This is a genomic window from Rhodopirellula bahusiensis (genome assembly GCF_002727185.1).
GTDB classification, from domain to species: domain Bacteria; phylum Planctomycetota; class Planctomycetia; order Pirellulales; family Pirellulaceae; genus Rhodopirellula; species Rhodopirellula bahusiensis.
On record NZ_NIZW01000020.1, the window covers coordinates 18656 to 38930 of the forward strand.

Genomic DNA, 20275 nt, shown 5'->3' on the forward strand with positions numbered 1-20275 from the left:
TGACGCGTTGTCATTCGTTCCCGCGAACCTGCCCCTGCGAAAATGCCCGGTCCACTCAACGAAGCTCAGATTGCCGACTACGACAGCCAAGGTTTCTTGGTGTCTGCCTCGTTGTTCGATGCCGATGAGATCGAACTGCTACGCCGCTCGGCCAAAGAAGACAAACGCTTGGATGACCACGCCTTTGGTCGCGACGACGGCGAAGGCGGCACGGTTCGGTTGTCGGTTTGGAATCATCCCGGCGATGGCATCTACGGAGCGTTCGCACGCTGCGACCGGTTGGTCCAAAGGGCCGAGCAACTGCTGCGTGACGAACCGTATCATTACCACTCCAAGATGATCATGAAGGACGCCCGAGTCGGTGGGGCGTGGGCGTGGCATCAAGACTACGGCTACTGGTACGGCAACGGTGTTCTAACGCCGAACTTGGTCAGTTGCTTCATTGCCGTCGATCCCGCGACGCGAGAAAACGGATGCCTGCAAGTCATTCGTGGTTCCCATGCCTGCGGACGCGTTCACCATCAACTGACCGGCCAACAAGCCGGTGCGGATCCGGAACGTGTGGCTGAAATCTTGAAACGGTTTGAGCTGGTGCATGTTGAAATGAGCCCGGGCGACGTGCTCTTTTTCCATTCCAATCTGTTGCATCGCAGCGATCAAAATCACAGCGACAACCCGCGCTGGTCCATGATCTGTTGCTTCAACGCCAAGTCCAACGATCCTTACAAGGATTCACATCACCCTCGCTACACACCATTGGATCGATTGCCGGACTCCGCCGTGCGTCAAATTGGCGAGCAAAGATTCGAAGACACGGACTCCCGCCAAAACGACTCGCAAAGTCAGTCCATGGCGTGGCTGGACCCCAATCGAGATGCCAGCGCGACCTCACTGAAGGCTCAATCAAAGGACGCGGAGAATTGACTCCGCGTGAAAACGACTCGGTCGACTTGGGTATCGATCCCGTCATGCCGAAAAATCGCGAGGTGCCCATTGGATGCATCGGCGCCGGGTTCATCATGGATGATTGCCAGTTGGTGGCGTACGGAGCCGCGGGCTTTTATCCCGCGGCAATCGCTTCCCGGCGAAGAGAACAAGCCGCCTCGGTGGCAGAGCGGCATGGAATCAGCAAGGTCTTTGACAATCCAAACGAACTGCTGGCCGACAGTTCGCTTGAAGTCATCGACATCGCGGTCCCACCGGACGTTCAACTCGGCATCATTCGGGAAGCGGTTCGGCACCCGCACATCCGTGGCATCTTGGTTCAAAAACCCATCGCGGGTTGCTTTGCCGAGGCCAAGCAAATTGTTGATCTCTGCCGCGACGCTGGCATCACGCTTTGTGTCAACCAAAACATGCGTTACGACCAGTCGGTTCGGGCATGCAAGACGCTGCTGGATCAAGGCCACCTCGGCGAGCCTGTGTTAGCGACCATTGACATGCGAGCGATCCCGCACTGGATGCCTTGGCAACAACGGCAGGGGTGGATGACCTGCCGGATCATGTCGATCCACCACTTGGATGCAATGCGGTACTGGTTCGGTGATCCTGTTCGTGTCTTCGCCAGCTTCCGGACCGACCCGCGAACGACGTTCTCGCACGTGGACGGCATCGGGCTGTACATCCTGGAATACGCCAACGGTTTGCGTTGTCAAATTTGCGATGACGTGTGGGCAGGACCGGCTCGCGAAGGCGCGGCCGAAGACTTGGGGATCACTTGGCGAGTCGAGGGCACCAAGGGGATGGCTCGCGGAACCATCGGTTGGCCCAAGTACCCTCTTCGCTGCCCCAGCACGATCGATTGGACCACGACCGACATCGGCCGATGGGAACAACCACGATGGGACCAAGTCTGGTTCCCCGACGCGTTCGCCGGACCGATGGCAGAACTGCTGGTCGCGTTGGAAACCGGCGTCGAACCTAACCTGAGCGGTCGAGACAACCTGCGTACGATGGCCCTGATCGACGCATGCTACGAATCAGCAAACACCCACCGTGCGATCGAGATCCCAACACCTTCGTAGAATCCGTTCCGTCCGGTTCGCCAAACGGATCAATTATCCAAGCGTCATGCGGTTGCTCTCACCGTCATCAGTCTGCGACTGCGGATCGCTCCATCAAATTCGCGGGAACTTCCTTGGGCCAATCTCCCGTCAGCTTCATGTCGCGGATGCGAACGTCTCGTTTGACCTCCCTCAGCAAACCGGGACGGGGTGGATCAGCGACTGGCAGACTGATCAATGGAGTGTCGTTCAACTCCACTCGCACGGTGTCACCATTACGCGTCAACTTCACCGTGTTCCACGCTTGATCATTGGGCACGTTTTCTGGTGCAACCGGATCGGCTGGTGGATCCAGTTTGTCCACCGCAATGAATTCGGTTGATGCCAAATCATTGGTGATGCGGATCCAGTTTGGCAGGGTGCCCTCTTTGGTGAACTTCAACGCCATACGACCGACGGTCGGTTGTACTTCGGTATCATCCCACTCCCACCAAAAGGAATACTCCATCGACTCACCATCTAGCAATGGACGCAGATATGCGATGTGGCTCGACGGATCGTATACATTGTCCGCTTTTGCCGACATGTATTTCAATTCGTCATCCTTCACCGACCACTTGCCTTGGTCTTTTTCACTCGCAACCTTGCGGGCCTCCTCAATCTTCTCGGCGTCTTGATCCTCCCCGATGGGCAACAAAGGATCTGGCAAACCACGTCCGAAGGTCAGGATACCCCAGCCTCTCATGGTTGGATCAACTGGATTGATCTGATCTGGAATCACAGGGTTCCCCGTCAAGCGAATGTTGCTGAACTTGATCGTTCGACTCATCTCTTGCGTGAACGACAACCATGGGTAGGACTGCGTTTTCAAATCGTTGACATAGGGTTCGTCATTGCACAGTCCGATGACTTCGTTTTCTGTGACGTTCAACTCCTCTTCGTTCACCTTTCCATTTTCAATGGACGGTACGGACACCTTCACGGTGCTGCCCGCCATGGCGGTGATGCGAGCTTTCTTCTCCCATCCGTCAGGTTGGTACAGCACGCCACCGTAAGCGATGTTGCTTGCCCCCGGATTGCCATCCCAGATGTCGGCTGAAAAACCAAACTCGCCTGAAACGGGAAAACGAAGCATCAGAAGCGATTGATTATCACCACTCGTAGCACTGACCCAGCCTTCGTCATCCATCGCAAAGAGTGGATACAAGGTTTCCGTGTCAGGAGTCGCCCGTGCCGGCAACCTGACTGGAACAAAATGCGCCAACGGCGAACCCTCCGTCGCACCGGCTGCCCGCCCCACTCCGGCAAACGCCATGGTTCTTCCCAAAGCAGACGTCACAGTGTTTCGCTGACTTCGAGTTGCATACGGCAAAAGCTTTGCGAGCAATGGCTTTGTCTGGTCGTCCACCACTCCGGCATCAATGCAACGAGCGATCAAATAGGTTGCCAACATTGGATACTCGAGCGTTGTATCTTGCTTGGTAGGCTTGTTGGCGATCAAGTCAGCTTTGATGGCATCCAACGTTTTGAGAAGCGAATCAGACTTTGGGTTGCCTCCGTTCTTCAACTGACCGGCCAAGCGGACCAATGCCGCGGCAATATCGGCGTCATCGCCTGCTCGCTCGCTTCGTCCGATCAATGCCTCGGCAACGTCGGCTGACTTGTTTGTCTTGGCTGCCAGATCGGCGAGCATTAGAAGAGTATCGACCGTGGGAATTTGGGAAGTCGAAGTGGCCAGTGACTTGAAGTCTTCTAAACGCGGAGTTTGCCGACGAACGGATTCCGGCGGTGTGTCATACCGAATGAACCCGGTCCAATGCATGATCGGGCTGTCGGCGTCGTCTCCCATTGCAATCTGCATGAGCAGGTCAAATTGCGTCGACTCAGGCAACTCGTTGATTGCAGCCGCCAGCTTGGCCGGTGTCATCGAATCGCGATTCGAATCATTAGCCAGTTTCATTGCGATTAACTTGCGGATGAAGCCCGGGGTTTGCTCCACCATCTCGTCATCAATCAATTCACCCAGCAACCGCTCCAGTTCATTCTGGATATATTCATCGCGGCGGTCGCCGTCATAGTTCGCGTAGCGTGCTTCACGGGTCACGATCTCAGCCTCGAGCACGTTTTGAAAATGTTCGAGGTCGCTACTCTTCGCGGCACTCTTCAACATCAAACGGCGAAGCTTGCTGGCGATACTTCGATGGCGATTCGAGGTGTAGCTATCGGAGTCAATCAAGCCAGCGGTGCGTTGCAGCAACTCACCCGCACGCTCCGCAACCTGAGCCGCACTCGCTAGATCGCTCGGGTCTTGCAGCAGTGGCCAAATGCATCCGAGAACAAGATTGATGGTTTCGCTTTTTCGATAGGACTCTTGTTGCATCTGGGATGTGATCGAGTTCAGCGTCGAGGCGGATGACGTGATTTCGCTGACCTCAGGCAAGACCGAATCCAGCGATTCAGCGAACAAGTCCAGAGCCGACACGAGCTTCTCCTCGTCCTGGGACGCCAATGCAAAATCAACCAATAGACTCGCACTCGTCGCCTTATCAGTTGATTTCACGATCCGCTCTTGCAGTAGCTCATCCAGCTGCGCCGAACGATCACACCGTACCGCTGTGATCATTAGCGACTTCGCAGCCGATTCCTTTCCGGAGTCGTCGGCCAACTCACCTCGGTCATATCCGGTGGTTGACACGATCTCCGTCGCATAAGGGAACACCGTTGCCGGGCGTTCCGGCGGCAGCACAATTGCCCGCAACGCCTCGAAAATCAAAGGGATCGATGTCGCTGGGTCGCTCTTCGGCTGGCCGTCGTCCCCGGACACCACATCGCTGGACACCGTAGCGTCGGAAGGAACGCCGTCAGTCTCCGAATCATTCGTGTTTGAGTCCTCAGGTTCTGGATCGCGTTTGCCTAGTTTTTCTCCAATCGCATCCGAGTAAAGATCGATGATTTCGTTGACTTGCCGAGTGAGCTCTCCCATCCCGCCATCATCGCGATTGCGAACATTCGTACTCTGCCGACTGATCGTGAACGCATCGCCCGTCGTCCCCATCTGCCGCAGCGGAGGACCGTTGCCAAGCGCCAACGTCAGAGCACGCGTGGAGATTTCGATGTCACCATCCATCGCTGCGGTTCGTGCAATCCCCAATGCGGTCTCGCACTTATCTTTTGAAAGCGGTGCGCCCGGCTCGATGTCATCCTCAATCCGGTCCAGATAAATCGCGAATGATTGCGAATGATCGCCGGTCAATTTTGAAAGTGCCAACTCGAGCCGAGGATCCCCGGTCGTTCGGGCGACGCTGGTCATATAGTCAATCAAGTTCTTGCCGACTTCGGTGTCCGCGTCCGGATCGGATTCGAAAACCGATTTAACAACCGGATACAGATCCAACAATGGTTTGTACTTGTCGGCGGAAGGAGCACCCGCCGCTGCGGTCACTTCCTCGACGGGCGGAAGGGCCTCGAACAAGCGAGCCGCAGTGGGTTCAATATTCTCCGACTTGGTATGCGCGGCAATCAAAAGTTCCGTCGCGGGCAATGACCAATCTTCGGTGTGCTCAGATGAGAGATCGCCGATCACGGACGCCAGTTCATCGACGGCGTCCTGCCCTTCCTCGATCGCAAGCGAGGAACGAATTGCCATCGTCAGCCCTGGTTCGACATCGCCTGCCAACAGCATCTCAACGGGCAAGTCCATTAGATCGACGCTGATTGCCCGCTTCTTGGAGTCTTTTGACTCAGCGAGTTCTTCAGTGAGCCACTGAATGTATTGCGTGGATGCTTTGGGCGTCACAGCTTCGGCTGCTGCCTCGGCTGCTTTGACGAAGGACTCACTCGTTGTCCCGGATCCATAGCGTTTGGCTCGTTCGAATCGGCCTGGATCCGAAAGGGCACGGCGATAGATCACAATCGCGTCAATCGGGCACCCCATGCTAACCAACTTGTCAGCGATTGATTTGTACTGCCGCAAATCTTGATAGTCCCCGTAGCCGGGGTTGTATTGATTTTGCTCGGAATTATCGATCGAAGCGTAGCCCTCAAGCGCGAACTGACGAGCCAATCCGCTTTGACCATTGGCCGCGTAAACGTCGAGCAACCGAGCAGAAACTGAGAACTGGAAATCGTTCGGTGTAATGTTGCTATCATCGCTGGCGTATTCGTACATCTCGACCAACATCGCGGGTCGATCGGGAATGCCACCAATTTCTTCGACCACTTGACCCGCCTGCCATACCAAGCCACCGCTAATCGTTCGAGCCCCGGGTTCTTCGCCCTCTTCGCTTTTGGGGATCGCACTCCGAAGTCTTTCAGCTGCTTTGTCTTTTTGCTCCGACTTTTTCAAGTCCATCAGGGCGAGCAAGAACTCAGCGGTCGGTTTCGAGCTTTCATTCTTTTTGGCTTTCTCTGCCGCCTCGCCAAACTTTTTGGCAACCGCCTCGTCTGTAGTGACCAAGCCAACAACATCTTCCAACGGACCAATTGCTGTTCCGCCACTTGAACGGCTGCGAACCTGCCAAAGTGTTGACGTCGGCGAAAACGCATCATCACTGCAAATCGCCTCCACCACGGTCTCTTGAATCCCCGGGATATTCTTTCGTTCGGAATCGGGTACGTTGCGAAGAATGGAATAGAAGTTTTGGCGACCATACGGACTCTTCAGTGCATGACCAATGAACTTGCGTTTTGCCTCACTGAAATCTTGTCGATCGCCCATCGACACAAATTCCCCCAATCGATAGGAGGACAAGGCGGCAGGGTCAAACTCCAACAACCTTTCGAACATCGCGTCTTCGCATTTGGCCGCTTGCACAGCTCGACGCATTTCGTAGTAGGTGTTGTTCATCAAGCTGGGATCTTTCTCGAAAGCGTCCAAATACATCTCGGCCGCTTCTTTGTGCTTCTTGCTCTTGGCCAAGGCGGCCGCCCGGGAGAGCAACTGCCTCGCATCAACGGGACGGTCGGTGGGGGCATCTTCCCAAAGAGCTGCTGCGTCGTCGGAACGACCGGCTGCCGTGTAGAGTTCGGCCAACTCGGATCGAACACGCATCGAGGAGGGCGATGTCTTCAGCCGCCGCTCGGCTCGTTCGATCAACGGTTCCATCCGTCCTGCTGATGTCAATATTTCGACGGCTTGTCGGCGATAGTAATCTTGATTGCTTTGGTTTTGGCGTCGTCCGCTGCCCAGCTTCCTCAGCAACGCGTAGGCGACTTCGGCAGCCGATTCCTTGTCATCGCTGGCCATGAACGATCTCGCGATCTGCAACTCGACACTGTCATCACGACTCTTGCCGCCTCGCATGCGACGCAGAACAGCGGCGGCCTTGTCATTCATTCCCAAGCGACGCAGTTGGTCCACCAACGCCAGTTGCGTATTCGTGTCCATCCGCATTCCGAACAATCGCTGCGCAGCCTGCTTCGCGCGATCGATGTCACCAAGTTCAGCGGCCAAGTTCATTGCCGCCATCTCTTTGCGAACCAACATGCGACTGTCCAGCGGATCGAAAGAATCCAACGCCTCCAGTGCAACGCGGGGTTGATTCAACTCGCTGGCCAACCGAGCTCTCTCGATCTGCAAATCGACGTCATCGGGATACTCTTCGCAAAGCTCGATCAATTCACGATAGCAGTCCTCAGGACGGCCATCCCACCAATGAGCAAATGCGGCCAGCACACCACGCGACTTCAATTCGTAAATTGGAGCGTCCGGGAGAGGCTTCTGAAGATGCTCAATCATTTCCAACGGCACCCGCAACGATTGAGTACGGGTGTTCGTGTTTTTCGACGAATCCTCCGGCACCAAGCTCGACAACTCAGACACGATGGACTGGTCGATCAGGGACGTGGACAACGGAGCCTTGATCTGGATTGACCGGTAACTTCCCGATGGTGATTGATAGTAAGTTCGCAGCATGCCTTCAGAGAGCGGACTTTTGCGACTGCGGGAAAGAACGTCTCGACCGATGTTGGCCGCTAAGACGGCGTCGAGCAACTCAAGCCGGTGTTTATCAACAAACGCTTTGCTCCGCTTGGATGACCGTGTCATACCACCGAGCGAACCATTGATGGACCGGCTTGGTTGCGTGGCCTTGCCACCGGTTTCATTTCGGATTGCAGGAATCAGGCGGCTTACCAACTCGCTGGCACGATCCTCTGATCCCATCCGCAGATGGAACATAAGAGTGGACAAAAGCTCGTCGTACGATGCGTCTTCATCAGGATCAGGAATCGCAAACTCGGCTGCTCGTTCTGGAAGTCCGGCACGCTTGAATTCGTTGATCAAGATACTCCGCAGCATCAACTGGCTTGACGTCGTTTGCAAAGACGTTGTTTGCGGCTTGCCTTTATTCTTGTTAAACAGGTCGACCAAAATCTCTAAACGTTCTGTCGAAAGGGGTTCAGGCTGATCCTCTTTTTCACCATCTTCTTCAGGCTCTTTGGTTTCGTCCTCATCCGGAACCGCGATGCGAGACGCCAACAGCGACAGGATGGCTGTCTGGCCATATTCAGGATCAAGCTCAGCCAATCGCCAGCTCAGCATCTCCTGCCGCCGTTTCGCTTCGGCGGCCTCCGCATCGTCTTCGTTGGTGTTGGTATTCGTCGCCAACACCGACTGGAACGATTGCAATGAGGTGTACTCCCAAAGCACCATCGCATCGTCGACCTCTTCGATTTCGGCAATGCTGAACTGCTCTTTCATCATCTCCTCGATCTTGGATTCAGCTTCTCCTGCCGGAGCCTCCTTGGCTTCACGCACCATCAACAGGGAAGCCGCCAAGATGCGAGCATGCCCAAAGACGTTGGGTTGAACTAGATTCAGGGAAGTCGCACCACTGCTGTATCCAAACAAATCATTCCCATATCGGCCAATCCGATAGTTGCGAGCCATCGTGTAGCTGCTTTGCCCCCAATACCTCGGATTGGTTAAGTAATCCGCCGGGTAATTGGTGTTGCGTGAACTGGCCTTGACCGTCTTCTGAGTTAGCGGCTTCGCGTCCATCGGCAAATCCATCGCGCGGATCTGCTCGCACAGTCGGCCCGCTTCTTCATAGCGTTCTTTCTGGTCGTCACCGCTATCGTCATAAAGCAACAGCTGGGCCAGCTCGAGCTTCACGTCCCACAAGCCTGGGTCACGATCGAGTGCTTCGCGACAAATCGCGATTGCCGCCTTGGTGTCTCCACGCATCGCAGCGGATCGGATCATCGAACCCAAGCGAACCGGGTCGGATACCAAAGAGATTCGTTCGCCGAGTGCTGTCGCGACATCGATCATGCCCGCGTCGAGTTTTAGTTGCACCAGCTTGAAACGATTCTCGGGCGTATCAGCAAGCGAGACGATTCGCTCTTGATACTCGGCCGCCGTTGTCACCTCGTCAGCCAAATCACTCAGATTGACCATCGTTTCGAGCAATGCAACGTCGCGAGGTTGTTGAGCAATCAATTGGTCAATCGCTTGCCGAGCGGCCCCATAATCTTCAATCGCTTCGTAAGCGGCGGACGTCAAAAGCAAAGTGCCTCGAGTATCACCGTCTTCACGGCCGAGTGATTCGATTCTTGAAATCAACTCTTCAACATCACCTTGGCGATCGTACAGAGGCGCCAACTGCTTGATCAGACTGATCCGGTCATCGGTTTGAGACTCGTACTGGATCGCTTGCCAGTAAAGTTCGATCGCTTCGTCGGTGCGATAACGCTCAGCCAATTCCGACGCCATCATCCTTCGTGGCCCGTTGTCACGCGGAGCCACGTTCATTGCCCGGCGAAGCGCCGTGAAGGCTTCATCATCACGGTTGGCACTGAGTGCGGTCCGTGCGTAAAACAGATAGGACTCAGGGCTGGCTGGGTTGGCATCAATCAACGATTCGCATGTCGCAAGCGCTTCATCGATTTGCCCAAGACGAGTCTGCAGCCCCGCGACACGCTGCAAATAGTTGGTGCGAAATCTGGTATCGAATTCGGATAGTTTCTCAAACAATGTCACCGCGTCAGACAGACGAGATTGTCGCTCGGCAATGTCAGCGGCAACCACCAACACGTCCACGTTCTCGGGCTCTAGATCCTGAGCCTCCCGAATCGCCTCCGCCGCATCGGTCAATTGTCCAGCCGCTTGATGCATCAGGGCCAGTTGTCGCAATCGATCGACCGTAGGTGGTTGGGTCTCCAGCGTCGCGATCTGATCGCCCAGCGTTCCGGCCTGACGATACGTTTCGATCTGGTCTTTCAAGACCTGTTCTTGTTCGTCCGGAGTTTCCGCGATTTCGCGGGCCACCTCCAAACGGGTGAACGCTTCTTCATGCTGCTTCGCGTCTCGGAGTGCTTTTGCAAAACGCAGTTCCTGTGCGAACGTCAAATCCATTTCTGCCGCATCCCGCCAGGCCGCGAGGGCTCGTTCTCCCAGTTCAAATGTGTTGAACACTTCCGCCAAGCGAACCAGCGAATCGCGATTCCGGCGATCTCCGGAGGCGATCGATTCCCATGTCTTGATCGCTTCTTCTTTGCGATCGAGCTTGTGCAGGTATTCACCCAAGTACTCGCGATATTGCGGAGACTCAGGATCAACCTCGATAGCCTGCTCATACAAATTGATCGCGTCTTCTTCTCGATCGATGCCTCGAAATCGGTCGGCAATCTGTGAAAGCGTGACTGCATCGTCGCTTCGGGCATCAGCCAATTGCTGCCAAACACCGGCCGCGGCATCGCGACGCGCCTGCAATTCCATTTTCTGGTCTTCTAGCAACAATTGTCCCCAACGCAGCAGATAGTCAGGGTTTTCGGGGTCGTTCTTTGCCAAAGCCTCATACTGTGCGGCCGCCGATTGATTGTCCCCCAACGCAACCAACACGTCGATCAATGCCAATCGCACGTCGGCGTCACCTGGTGCTTTCGTGGTCGCGTCCAGGAGTGTTTTCTTAGCTTCGTCGAGGCGTCCGGCAGAAACCAGAATGCGTCCCAATCGAGTCTGCAACGCCAAGTTGTCAGCGGAATCGGCCAACTGTTTTTGGTAGTAGTTTGCCAATGCGTCGTAATCGCCAGATTTGAGAAAGCCATCTTCGATCCGATTGCGAACGTCCGTGTGAAGCCAACTACCTGGTCGCAGGCGGGCAAGAATTTTCTCCAGATCTTTTGTCGCTTCTTCCGGTTCGCCCAACCGCCGTCGCAGTTCGGCGGTTTCCACTGCAAACGCAATCTTGTCGTCTTCATCGCGGCTGTTCTTCGACAGTGCTACAAAGCGAGCGAGTGCTTCTTCGAGATTCCCTTCTTCGGCGAGTGCTCGAGCAATTTGGCCCCCGACGCGGGCATCCCGCGGGAACATTGCTTCGAGTTGTTTCCAAACTGCGAATGCTTTTTCGTTTTGTCCTGCACGCCCATAGATCCGACCTAACTCAGTGAAAATCGGCACCGCCTCATTGCGTGCGGGACCGCGGTCGATTGCGCGTTGAATTGCCTCGGCCGCCCGTTCGTTTTCGCCAACCGCGAGCAAAGATTTACCGAGATAGAAACTGCAGGCCGCTTCGTCGGGCAAACGTTCTTCTGCCTTCGAGAATGCTTCCACGGCGAGCGCTGACTTACCGCGTTGAGCTTGGATCAGCCCTAAGACCATCGCCTTTTCACCGGCTGACGGCGCATCATCATCGACGTCCAACGATTCGATCAGCTGATCAAGCGAACCGTTTTGAACGTGATACCCATAGACTCGATCCAGGGCGGTACCAGGACGAGGCCGACGTAGTAAGACTTGAAAGAACCGGTCCGCAGTCACGCGTTCTCTATCGGTCTCACCGACCTCTTGAGCAGAGGATGGCAAACACAGTAATCCGCCTCCAAGTAAGAAGACTAACAGAGGACCAAAGCAGAAGATCCGAACTGAACGGCAGTGAATCACGGCAACCTCGACGTCAAAGCGGAAGTCGAACCAAGCAAGCAGAAGAATCCTCACTGTAGAGATCGGCGCCGCGCGATGCAATTCTCGACACACCCCACCTCACATTTTCTGGTATTCTGCTTCAGACCTTCCAAACGATTGCTGCGATGGCGAACCTTTAGGAACAACATGAGTGAATCGATTGACAACGAGTTGCGTGACCGGCTCGAACAATTCCGTGGGGATTTTGGCAGACTTCGGGAAGAAGTCTCCAAACGCATCGTCGGTCAACAACCAATTGTTGACGGGGTACTGACATCTTTGATCGCCGGTGGCCATGTGTTGCTGGAAGGCGTGCCTGGCCTAGGAAAAACACTCTTGGTTCGAACGTTGTCGGACGTCTTGGATGCATCCTTTGGTCGCATTCAGTTCACTCCCGACCTGATGCCGGCGGACTTGATCGGCACCAACATTTTGGTTGAAACCCAAAATGGGCACAAAGAATTTCAATTCCAACGTGGCCCGGTATTTGCCAATGTGGTTCTGGCCGATGAAATCAACCGTGCAACGCCAAAGACACAATCCGCATTGCTAGAAGCAATGCAGGAACACAGTGTCACGGTCGCGGGAACTTCACATCAACTTGACGGGCTATTCTTTGTGTTGGCCACGCAAAACCCGCTGGAAATGGAGGGAACCTATCCACTTCCCGAAGCCCAACTGGACCGTTTCCTAATGAAATTGGTCGTTCCGTTTCCGACGACTGACGAAATGGAAACGATCATGGATCGCACCACGGCAGGAGAGATTTCGCCGCCCGAAAAAATCATGGCATCCGATCGGGTGATCGAGCTACGCCGCCTTTCGCGGCAAATTCCGATTGCCGATGAGGTTCGGCGGTATGCGATTTTGATGATCATGGGAACTCACCCATCCCACGAAGCGGCGACACCAATGGTGCGTAAGTTTGTCCGTTACGGCAGCAGCCCACGGGGAGCACAAGCACTGATTTTGTGTGCGAAAATCCGAGCCGTCTTGGACGGTCGCTTTCATGTGGCCAAAGAAGACATTCGCGAAATGGCCCATGCAACGCTCCGGCACCGGGTCATGCTGAATTTTGAGGGCCAAGCCGACGGAATCACCATCGACGCAATCGTCGACGACCTCATCGCAAACGTACACAGCGAAGCGGCTGTGGCATGACAGTCTTTGACTCGGATTTCCTGAAGCGATTGGAATACCTTTCGCTACTATCGAAGCGGATGTTCAAGGGCCAACTATTGGCCCAGCGACGAACGATGCAAACCGGCGGCGGAATCGAATTCGCTGACCACCGCGAATACATCAGCGGAGATGACCTTCGTTACTTGGATTGGAACGTTTATGCGCGGCATGGTGATTTGCTGCTAAAACGATTTCAGGAAGAGGAAGATCTTCACGTCTATATGCTGTTGGACACGTCTGCCAGCATGAATGTTGCTGGTTCAGATAGTGGCCATGGGGATGCAACCGGAACGAAATTCTTGCTGGCCCAGCAGATCGTGGCGGCGTTGTCCTACATCGCCCTGGCAGATCTCGATCGTGTTTCGATCTTGGCCTATGACGATCGAGTGCGGGCGACGATGCCACTGATCCGAGGCAAAAACCAAGTCCTCAGTTTGCTGCGGTTTCTTGAGCAACTTGAGTGCGGCGGCGAGCGTACGGACCTGCAATCGGTTGTTGGTGATTTTGTGGACCGAGCACCACGAACAGGATTGGCAATCGTTGTCAGCGATCTGTATGACCAAAAGGGTTTTCGCGACGGCATCGACCGACTCCGTTACGCCCGCTTTGAACCGCACGTGATTCAGATCCACACGCCCAGTGAAGCGTCACCGAGTTTTCTGGGGGACATGGAATTGGTGGACTGCGAGAGCGGTTTGCAAAAGAAGGTGACCGTAACCGAACGCAAACTACGTCAATACAAGAAGCTTTTCCAGGCTTTCTTGGACGATGTCGAGACCTATTGCCGCAACCATGGACTGAGCCACACGCGAGCAACGACGGAGGTTCCCTTCGACGCTGTATTGCTTCGTATGATGCGTACTGCGGCGGTGGGATAACACATGTCGCTGGCGTCTCCCGAACGACTGATGTGGCTTTGGATCGCAGTTCCGATCATCGTTCTGTACATCCTGAAAACGCGTTTGCGACGCCAGCCCGTCGCAACGCTCCTGTTTTGGGATCAGATCTTCGAAGAAAAACGCCAACGATCCCTGTGGCAAAACCTTCGACGTTGGCTGTCACTTCTTCTGCAGCTTATTTTCGTCTCGCTCCTAGCATTCGCTCTGGCGGATCCACTTTGGCGGTGGCAAGCGGACTCAGGACAAGAAGTGATTTTGGTCGTGGACAACTCGGCCAGCATGCAAGCTGTCGAACCCGAAACAAGACAAACAAGATTGCAGCTAGCTGTTGACCGTGCCGCTTCACTCGCTCGTGGTCTTCGCCAGGGGGACCAAATGGCGTTGGTCACCGCCGGCACCACGGTCCGTGTCGTGGTCGGCATGTCGGACTTCGCGCCGGCGATTGAGGAAGCCATTCATTCGATCCAACCAACCGATGGACCGACGCAAATCAAAGATGCTATCGAAGCGGCCAGACGATTGGCAGACGAAGAAGAACGGCGTCGCATCGTCGTCATCACCGACACGACACTCGACGAACAATACGACATCGAATCAGCCGAAGAACTTTCATGGGAGTCCGTCGGCACCTCTCAAACCAACTTGGCAATCACCACGTTCCAAGTTCGACGTTCGAGCGTTGATCCGATCGGTTATGCATTGCTGGTCGAAGTCCGCAACTTTTCCGACGAACCATCCAGCACACGGCTAAAGCTCACGCTTGGCGAAGACCTAGTGGACGTTGTCCCGATCAAGCTGGAAGCCGATGGCGTCTGGCAAACAACGATCGAAGGAACGTCTCGCGAAGGCGGGGTCCTGACCGCGTCACTGGATGCGACCGATGGGCTTTCCGTTGACAACACGGCCCGAGCAGTTGTTCCGGCCCGCCCCTTCGTTCCAGTGACTTTGGTAACCGGACCAGATGACCAGTCGTTTTATCTTCGCACCGTTTTGGAATCGATTCCGTTGATCAAGTTGACGGTGGTCAACGACACTGAGCAAACCGCGGAGAATGGTTTGACCATCTACAGCGGAACGGTTCCCACCGAACTTCCTCCCGGCCCCGCTCTGTTCATCGCTCGCGATGACGGCCCACCAGGAACCTGGAAACTCGGCAGCGAAATCGACACACCCATCGTGGCAAAACAGAACAAAGAATCACCTCTTTTGCGACACGTTCAATTGCAAAACGTGATGCTCGCCGGTGGCCGTGATATCGAAGTCGATGAATCATTGGGAGAAGCGAACACGTTGTTTGAAACAGCCGACACTTCGCGGGTGTTGGTTTCCGTCGAACGCGAGGCCGGCCGGATTCTGATTTTGTCCGCAGACCTGGACGACAGCGATCTTCCGCTTCGGATCGCCTTTCCCGTCATGATGACCAACGCCATGAATTGGTTCTTTCGGCAAACGGGTGACATGAACCCAGCTTTGAACACAGGATTGGCGACGACCGTGCCATGGGATTTCGATGCTGCTTCAGCCGTGTTGATGTCGCCAGATGGAAACGTCCGAAACATTTCGGTTGCACGTGATCGCGCCGCCATCAGCCCGATCGGAAAAGCCGGTGTTTACGGACTGTTTTCGCCTGAGTCGTTGCCCAAACTCGACTTGGCATCGCAGCCCGAACAACTGCCGATCAAGACTCCCGAAGAATGGAAGTTGGCGGAGGAAGTCCCGGGCGAGTTGCTGGCGGTCAACCTGTGCAGCGCCGATGAAAGTGACCTGCGAGTTGCCAAGCAACCAAACGAAACAACCAGTTTGGTCTCCCGCGGCGGAGCTCCCGCGTGGTTCTATTTGGTCATGCTGGCGATTGCATTGGTGATCGGTGAGTGGGCATTGTTCCACCGAAGGGTGGTGGCATGATGTTGCAATGGACCCAACTTCAATGGGCTTGGCTCTGGATCCCGGCAATCTTGTGGCTGGTGGTATTCCACCTTCGAACGCTGAGCGACTTTCCACCTCGTCAACGATTTGTATCGTTGTTGATTCGAGGCATCGTGCTAACGCTGCTCATCATGGCGATTTGTGGACCGGTGATGCTGCGTTCGACCTCGCAAAAAATGATTGTGTTCGCAATCGACCAAAGCGAGAGCATCGACGAGGCCGCTCGCGAAACAGCTGACGAATATTTGAAACAGGCAATCGAGCAGGCCGAAAAAGACAACGCGGAGGTTCGCTTCCTGCCGTTCGACAGCACTCCACGGCAACTGCAATCCAACTGGGCAGACCAGGAAAAGTCTCTCGCGGACACCAACAACGAACCAACATCAGCTGATGTTGCAGAAGAAGAAACGGAGGACGTTTCGGCCGATTCAATTGCCCCCGGGGAAGACGAGGTTCCGGCGTCAGTCCCATCACCGTCGGAGGTGGATGGCGAGGAAGCGAAACGAATGGGCACGGACTTAGCCGCCGCCATTCAAACCGCGGTGGCTTCGATTCCTCCATCCCGCGTGCCACGAATCGTATTGATGAGCGATGGCAACCCGACGAATGGCGATGGGATCGCCGCCGCGACGGACGCTGGTGTTCCCGTGTGGACGGTGCCGCTTCCGACACGAAGCGAACCTGAAGTGCAGATGGCTGCCGTGGAAGCTCCCACTCAAGTGCGTCAGGGCGAACCCTTCTTCGTCGAAGTTGTTATTAGCAGCAATCGTGACACCGAAGGCCATGTCGATCTGTATCGCGGTGACATTCAAATTGGCGACGTCGAAGCACCGCCGGTGAAGATCAAAAAGGGTGAAAACCGCTTTCGTTTTCAGCAAACGTTGTTGGGTCAACGACAAGAAACCTTCGCCGCGCGATTGCGAGACTGCGACGACACGTTGTTGGACAACAACGAAGCCGAGGCGATCGTGTACGCCAGCGGCAAACCTCGCGTGTTGCTGATCGACAGCGACCCCGACGAAACGGACTCTCTGCGTTGGGCACTGGATGAACAATCCATCGATGTTGACGTTCGTCCCCCGGAAGGCATCCCCAGCGATTTGTCCGAAATGCAGGGCTATGAATGCTTGATCCTTTCCAACGTGCCGGCGACGTCGATGACGATGCGGCAGATGGATCTGATCGGGATCTATGTCCAGGACTTGGGTGGCGGGCTGATCATGCTCGGTGGGGACCAAGCCTTTGGTCTGGGCGGTTACTACCGAACTCAGATTGAGGAAATCTTGCCCGTCCGCAGCAACTTCGAAAAGGAACGCGAAAAGCCGTCGTTGGCGATGATGCTGGTGATCGACAAGAGCGGTTCGATGGGCGGTCAAAAAATCGAACTTGCCAAGGACGCCGCCCAAGCCGCCGTCGAACTGCTTGGTCCCAAAGACGCCATCGGAGTGATCGCTTTCGATGGAGACTCGTACACCGTGTCCGAGCTTCGTCCAACGTCCGATCGCGGTGCCATCTCGGATGCCATTTCGACGATCGAGGCATCCGGTGGCACAAACATGTACCCCGCAATGGCCGACGCTTACGAAGCGTTGATTGGTGCCACAGCCAAACTGAAGCATGTGGTCCTGATGACCGATGGAGTCTCGTCACCGGGCGACTTCCAAGGTGTTGCCGGCGACATGTCCGCGTCGCGAATCACACTCTCGACCGTTGCTCTCGGGCAGGGCTCGAGCGAAGACCTGCTTGAAGAGCTCGCTCAGATTGGCGGAGGTCGCTACTACTTCTGCGACGATCCTCAATCGGTTCCTCAAGTCTTTGCGAAGGAAACCGTCGAAGCCAGCAAATCCGCGATCAACGAACTGCCGTTTGTCCCACAATTGGTACGTCCCACATCGGTGCTCGATGGGATCGAATTGGATCTGTCGCCACTGTTGCTCGGCTACGTTGTGACGCGTCCGAAACCTACTGCGGAGTTCATCTTGGCCAGCGAGTCGGGTGACCCGCTGCTTGTATGGTGGCGATATGGTTTGGGTATGTCGGTCGCTTTCACCAGCGACGCGAAAAATCGATGGGCGGGCGAATGGATGACCTGGCCAGACTTTGGAACCTTTTGGGCCCAAATCATTCGGCATGCGATGCGCAAAGACGACAATCGAGGCGTGTTTGTGGAAGTCGAACGAGACGGCAATCGGACTCGCGTGGTGATGGACGCGGTCGATGACAACGGACGATTCATCGACGAGGCCGAAACTCGATTGACGGTGATCGATCCACGATTGAAAAACGAAAAGATCGTCATGCGACAAACCGCGCCGGGTCGCTATGAGGCCTCAGTAGAAACGCTTCGTCGCGGGGCGTACCACTTTGACATCGCCACCAACCGGATGGATGGGACCAGCCAACGAAGCTCTCGAGGAATCGCCGTTGGTTACCCCGACGAGTTGCGTTTGCTGCCACGCGGCGACGACTTGCTTCGTCAAATCGCTTCGGTAAGCGGTGGACGCTATGACGCCCCGGCAACTTCCATCACGGAAGATGACGACCGCACAGCACGTGACCCGGTCCCGATCTGGCCATGGCTACTGATGGCTGGCTTGGTCTTATTCATCGCGGATGTAGCGTTTCGACGGGTCGAAATGCTTTGAACGCGGCTTGAAAGCAATCCCGTCTCCAAAATCACCAGTCGGGATCCACCCAGATTTTCTTATGATTGATACTGCTTTCTATCTTGGTGGCTGGCATCCCCACCCTCTAGACTGGTCAATAGCGACGGGCGAGCGGAATGACTGCCGATGGCATCGATCTGCTTCGCCCCGAGTGATTCCACTTTCAGCCGCTCCTGCTAGTGAGACCAACGATGCTGCACGAAATTCTTCGACCCGTTCAACGACGTCTGTGGCTTGCTTCGATGATCCGCGGCGTCTCCACCGGTCTGTTGATCGGAGCGATTCTTGCACTCTGGGTCGCAATCGCTCGCACCGCATTCTTCCCCAGCATGCACTGGGCATGGCCACTATCGATCGTTGTTGCCGGCGGCGTGGTTGGGTGGGTGATCGGAATGCTGGGACGGTTCAATGAACAATCAGCGGCAAGGCTAATCGACGAGCACTACGGACTGAAGGATCGTTCGATCACTTCACTGCAGTTCGACCGCGAACGGAATCTTCATTCGGATCCCGTGCGAGAGTTGCAATTGGCCGAGGCGGACCAACAACTGCATCGAGTCAATCCAGTCGAGTGCGTCCCAATCACCGCACCGCGACACGCACGATGGATCGCAGGCTTGGTGATCGCAACGACGTTGTTGTTGATCATCGGCAATCGCAATGTTCCCACTTTGGAAGCCAAACCAATCTTGCCATTGGCTCAGCAGCAATCCTTCGACCTTCGCGAAACGATGCTCGAGGATTTGGAAGAGATGGCGGAGGAACAAGAGGATCCTGAACTCGAAGCTCTCATCGAAGAACTCAGTGAGAAACTGGATGAGATGGAATCCGATGCTTTGGATGAAGCGGACTTGCTAGCGACACTTTCCGAAATGGAGCAATCGCTGGCAGAAGCCCGCGAGTCGCTGAAACTGGAAATGACTGACACGATGTTGAAGGCGCTCGCCGCGGCCATGAAACCATCGGACGCGATGAACCAAGCCGCCAAGGCACTTGAAGCCGAACAATACGACGAAGCAAGCGAACAGCTTGAAGCGGTGGATCCATCTCAAATGGGCGACAAGCAACGCCGCGCCGTCGCAGACAACCTGAAAAAGATGTTGTCAAAACTCAAACCCGCACAGCAGGGACAACTTAGCAATTCAATTAGCGAGTTGGCCGAGGGCTTGGACTCAAAAAACATGAGTCAATGTAAGAAGTGCCTTTCGAAACTGGCGTCGGAATGCAAACAGCAAGGACAACGCAAGAAGATTGGCAACTGCATGTCGTGTCAACTCAACCGACTCTCGCAGTGCAAAAGCGAGTGCCGCGGTCAGTGCCAATCCGACAGCGTCGCAAAGTCCGACTCGCCGAGCCAAAAGGCGGGCCGAGGTGCCAGTGGGCAACCTTTGGGCGATCAAGCCACCAAAATTGACAGCGTTCGAAACGAGGAAATGCTAACCGGCCAACAGTCTGAAGGCCCTAGCGAAACGGAGATCCTGCAAGCTCCCGAGGGCGAACAAAACGCCGTCCGCCAATATCAGGCCAAGTACAACAAGTTCAAACGAGAAGCCGAGGCGGTTCTGAACTCTGAACCGCTTCCGATGGGCCACAGAGAGACCGTCCGCAAGTACTTTGAAGCGATTCGCCCAAACAACGAAACCGAAGCGGAGATGGCCATGGAAGCATCTGCAACGGACGAGTGAATCCACTCCA

The 20275-nt window shown here is 55.3% G+C and carries 8 protein-coding genes; 7 read left to right on the forward strand and 1 reads right to left on the reverse strand.

Translation table 11 applies throughout. From position 1 onward, the window contains the following. Positions 1-42: 42 nt before the first annotated feature. Positions 43-924 carry a phytanoyl-CoA dioxygenase family protein gene (locus tag CEE69_RS22600; RefSeq protein WP_099262888.1) on the forward strand — a complete coding sequence of 294 codons (882 nt, stop codon included), beginning with the start codon at positions 43-45 and terminating at the stop codon, positions 922-924. After that, a complete protein-coding gene (locus CEE69_RS22605) occupies positions 921-2024 on the forward strand; it encodes a Gfo/Idh/MocA family protein (RefSeq protein WP_099262889.1) in 1104 nt (367 codons plus the stop codon). The genes CEE69_RS22600 and CEE69_RS22605 overlap by 4 nt, the downstream gene beginning before the upstream one ends. Before the next feature lie 67 nt (positions 2025-2091). Here CEE69_RS22605 and CEE69_RS22610 read toward each other — a convergent pair whose 3' ends face one another. After that, positions 2092-11808 carry a tetratricopeptide repeat protein gene (locus tag CEE69_RS22610; RefSeq protein ID WP_233215527.1) on the reverse strand — a complete coding sequence of 3239 codons (9717 nt, stop codon included), beginning with the start codon at positions 11806-11808 and terminating at the stop codon, positions 2092-2094. A 246-nt stretch (positions 11809-12054) separates the two neighbouring features. Between CEE69_RS22610 and CEE69_RS22615 the strand changes: the two genes are divergently transcribed. The 5 genes from CEE69_RS22615 (at position 12055) to CEE69_RS22635 (ending at position 20265) form a co-directional block, all read left to right on the forward strand. Further along, entirely contained in the window at positions 12055-13068 is a 1014-nt protein-coding gene (locus CEE69_RS22615; protein WP_008663930.1) for an AAA family ATPase, read from the forward strand. Beyond that, positions 13065-13967, forward strand: a complete 903-nt coding sequence (locus CEE69_RS22620; RefSeq protein WP_099262891.1) for a DUF58 domain-containing protein — start codon at positions 13065-13067, stop codon at positions 13965-13967. The genes CEE69_RS22615 and CEE69_RS22620 overlap by 4 nt, the downstream gene beginning before the upstream one ends. Positions 13968-13970: 3 nt before the next feature. Continuing rightward, positions 13971-15893 carry a vWA domain-containing protein gene (locus CEE69_RS22625; RefSeq protein WP_099262892.1) on the forward strand — a complete coding sequence of 641 codons (1923 nt, stop codon included), beginning with the start codon at positions 13971-13973 and terminating at the stop codon, positions 15891-15893. Next, positions 15890-18559, forward strand: coding sequence for a VWA domain-containing protein (locus CEE69_RS22630; RefSeq protein ID WP_099262968.1), 2670 nt, complete (start codon positions 15890-15892; stop codon positions 18557-18559). Before CEE69_RS22625 ends, CEE69_RS22630 begins: the two co-directional genes overlap by 4 nt. Positions 18560-18771: 212 nt before the next feature. After that, complete coding sequence (locus CEE69_RS22635) at positions 18772-20265, forward strand: hypothetical protein (protein WP_233215528.1); 1494 nt, start codon at positions 18772-18774, stop codon at positions 20263-20265. Positions 20266-20275: the final 10 nt, after the last annotated feature.

What these genes read in the sequence shown, in the direction of transcription:
- CEE69_RS22600 (WP_099262888.1), top strand. Translation starts at nt 43, where the DNA reads ATGCCCGGTCCACTCAACGAAGCTCAGATTGCCGACTACGACAGCCAA.
- CEE69_RS22615 (WP_008663930.1), top strand. Translation starts at nt 12,055, where the DNA reads ATGAGTGAATCGATTGACAACGAGTTGCGTGACCGGCTCGAACAATTC.
- CEE69_RS22620 (WP_099262891.1), top strand. Translation starts at nt 13,065, where the DNA reads ATGACAGTCTTTGACTCGGATTTCCTGAAGCGATTGGAATACCTTTCG.
- CEE69_RS22625 (WP_099262892.1), top strand. Translation starts at nt 13,971, where the DNA reads ATGTCGCTGGCGTCTCCCGAACGACTGATGTGGCTTTGGATCGCAGTT.
- CEE69_RS22630 (WP_099262968.1), top strand. Translation starts at nt 15,890, where the DNA reads ATGATGTTGCAATGGACCCAACTTCAATGGGCTTGGCTCTGGATCCCG.
- CEE69_RS22635 (WP_233215528.1), top strand. Translation starts at nt 18,772, where the DNA reads ATGCTGCACGAAATTCTTCGACCCGTTCAACGACGTCTGTGGCTTGCT.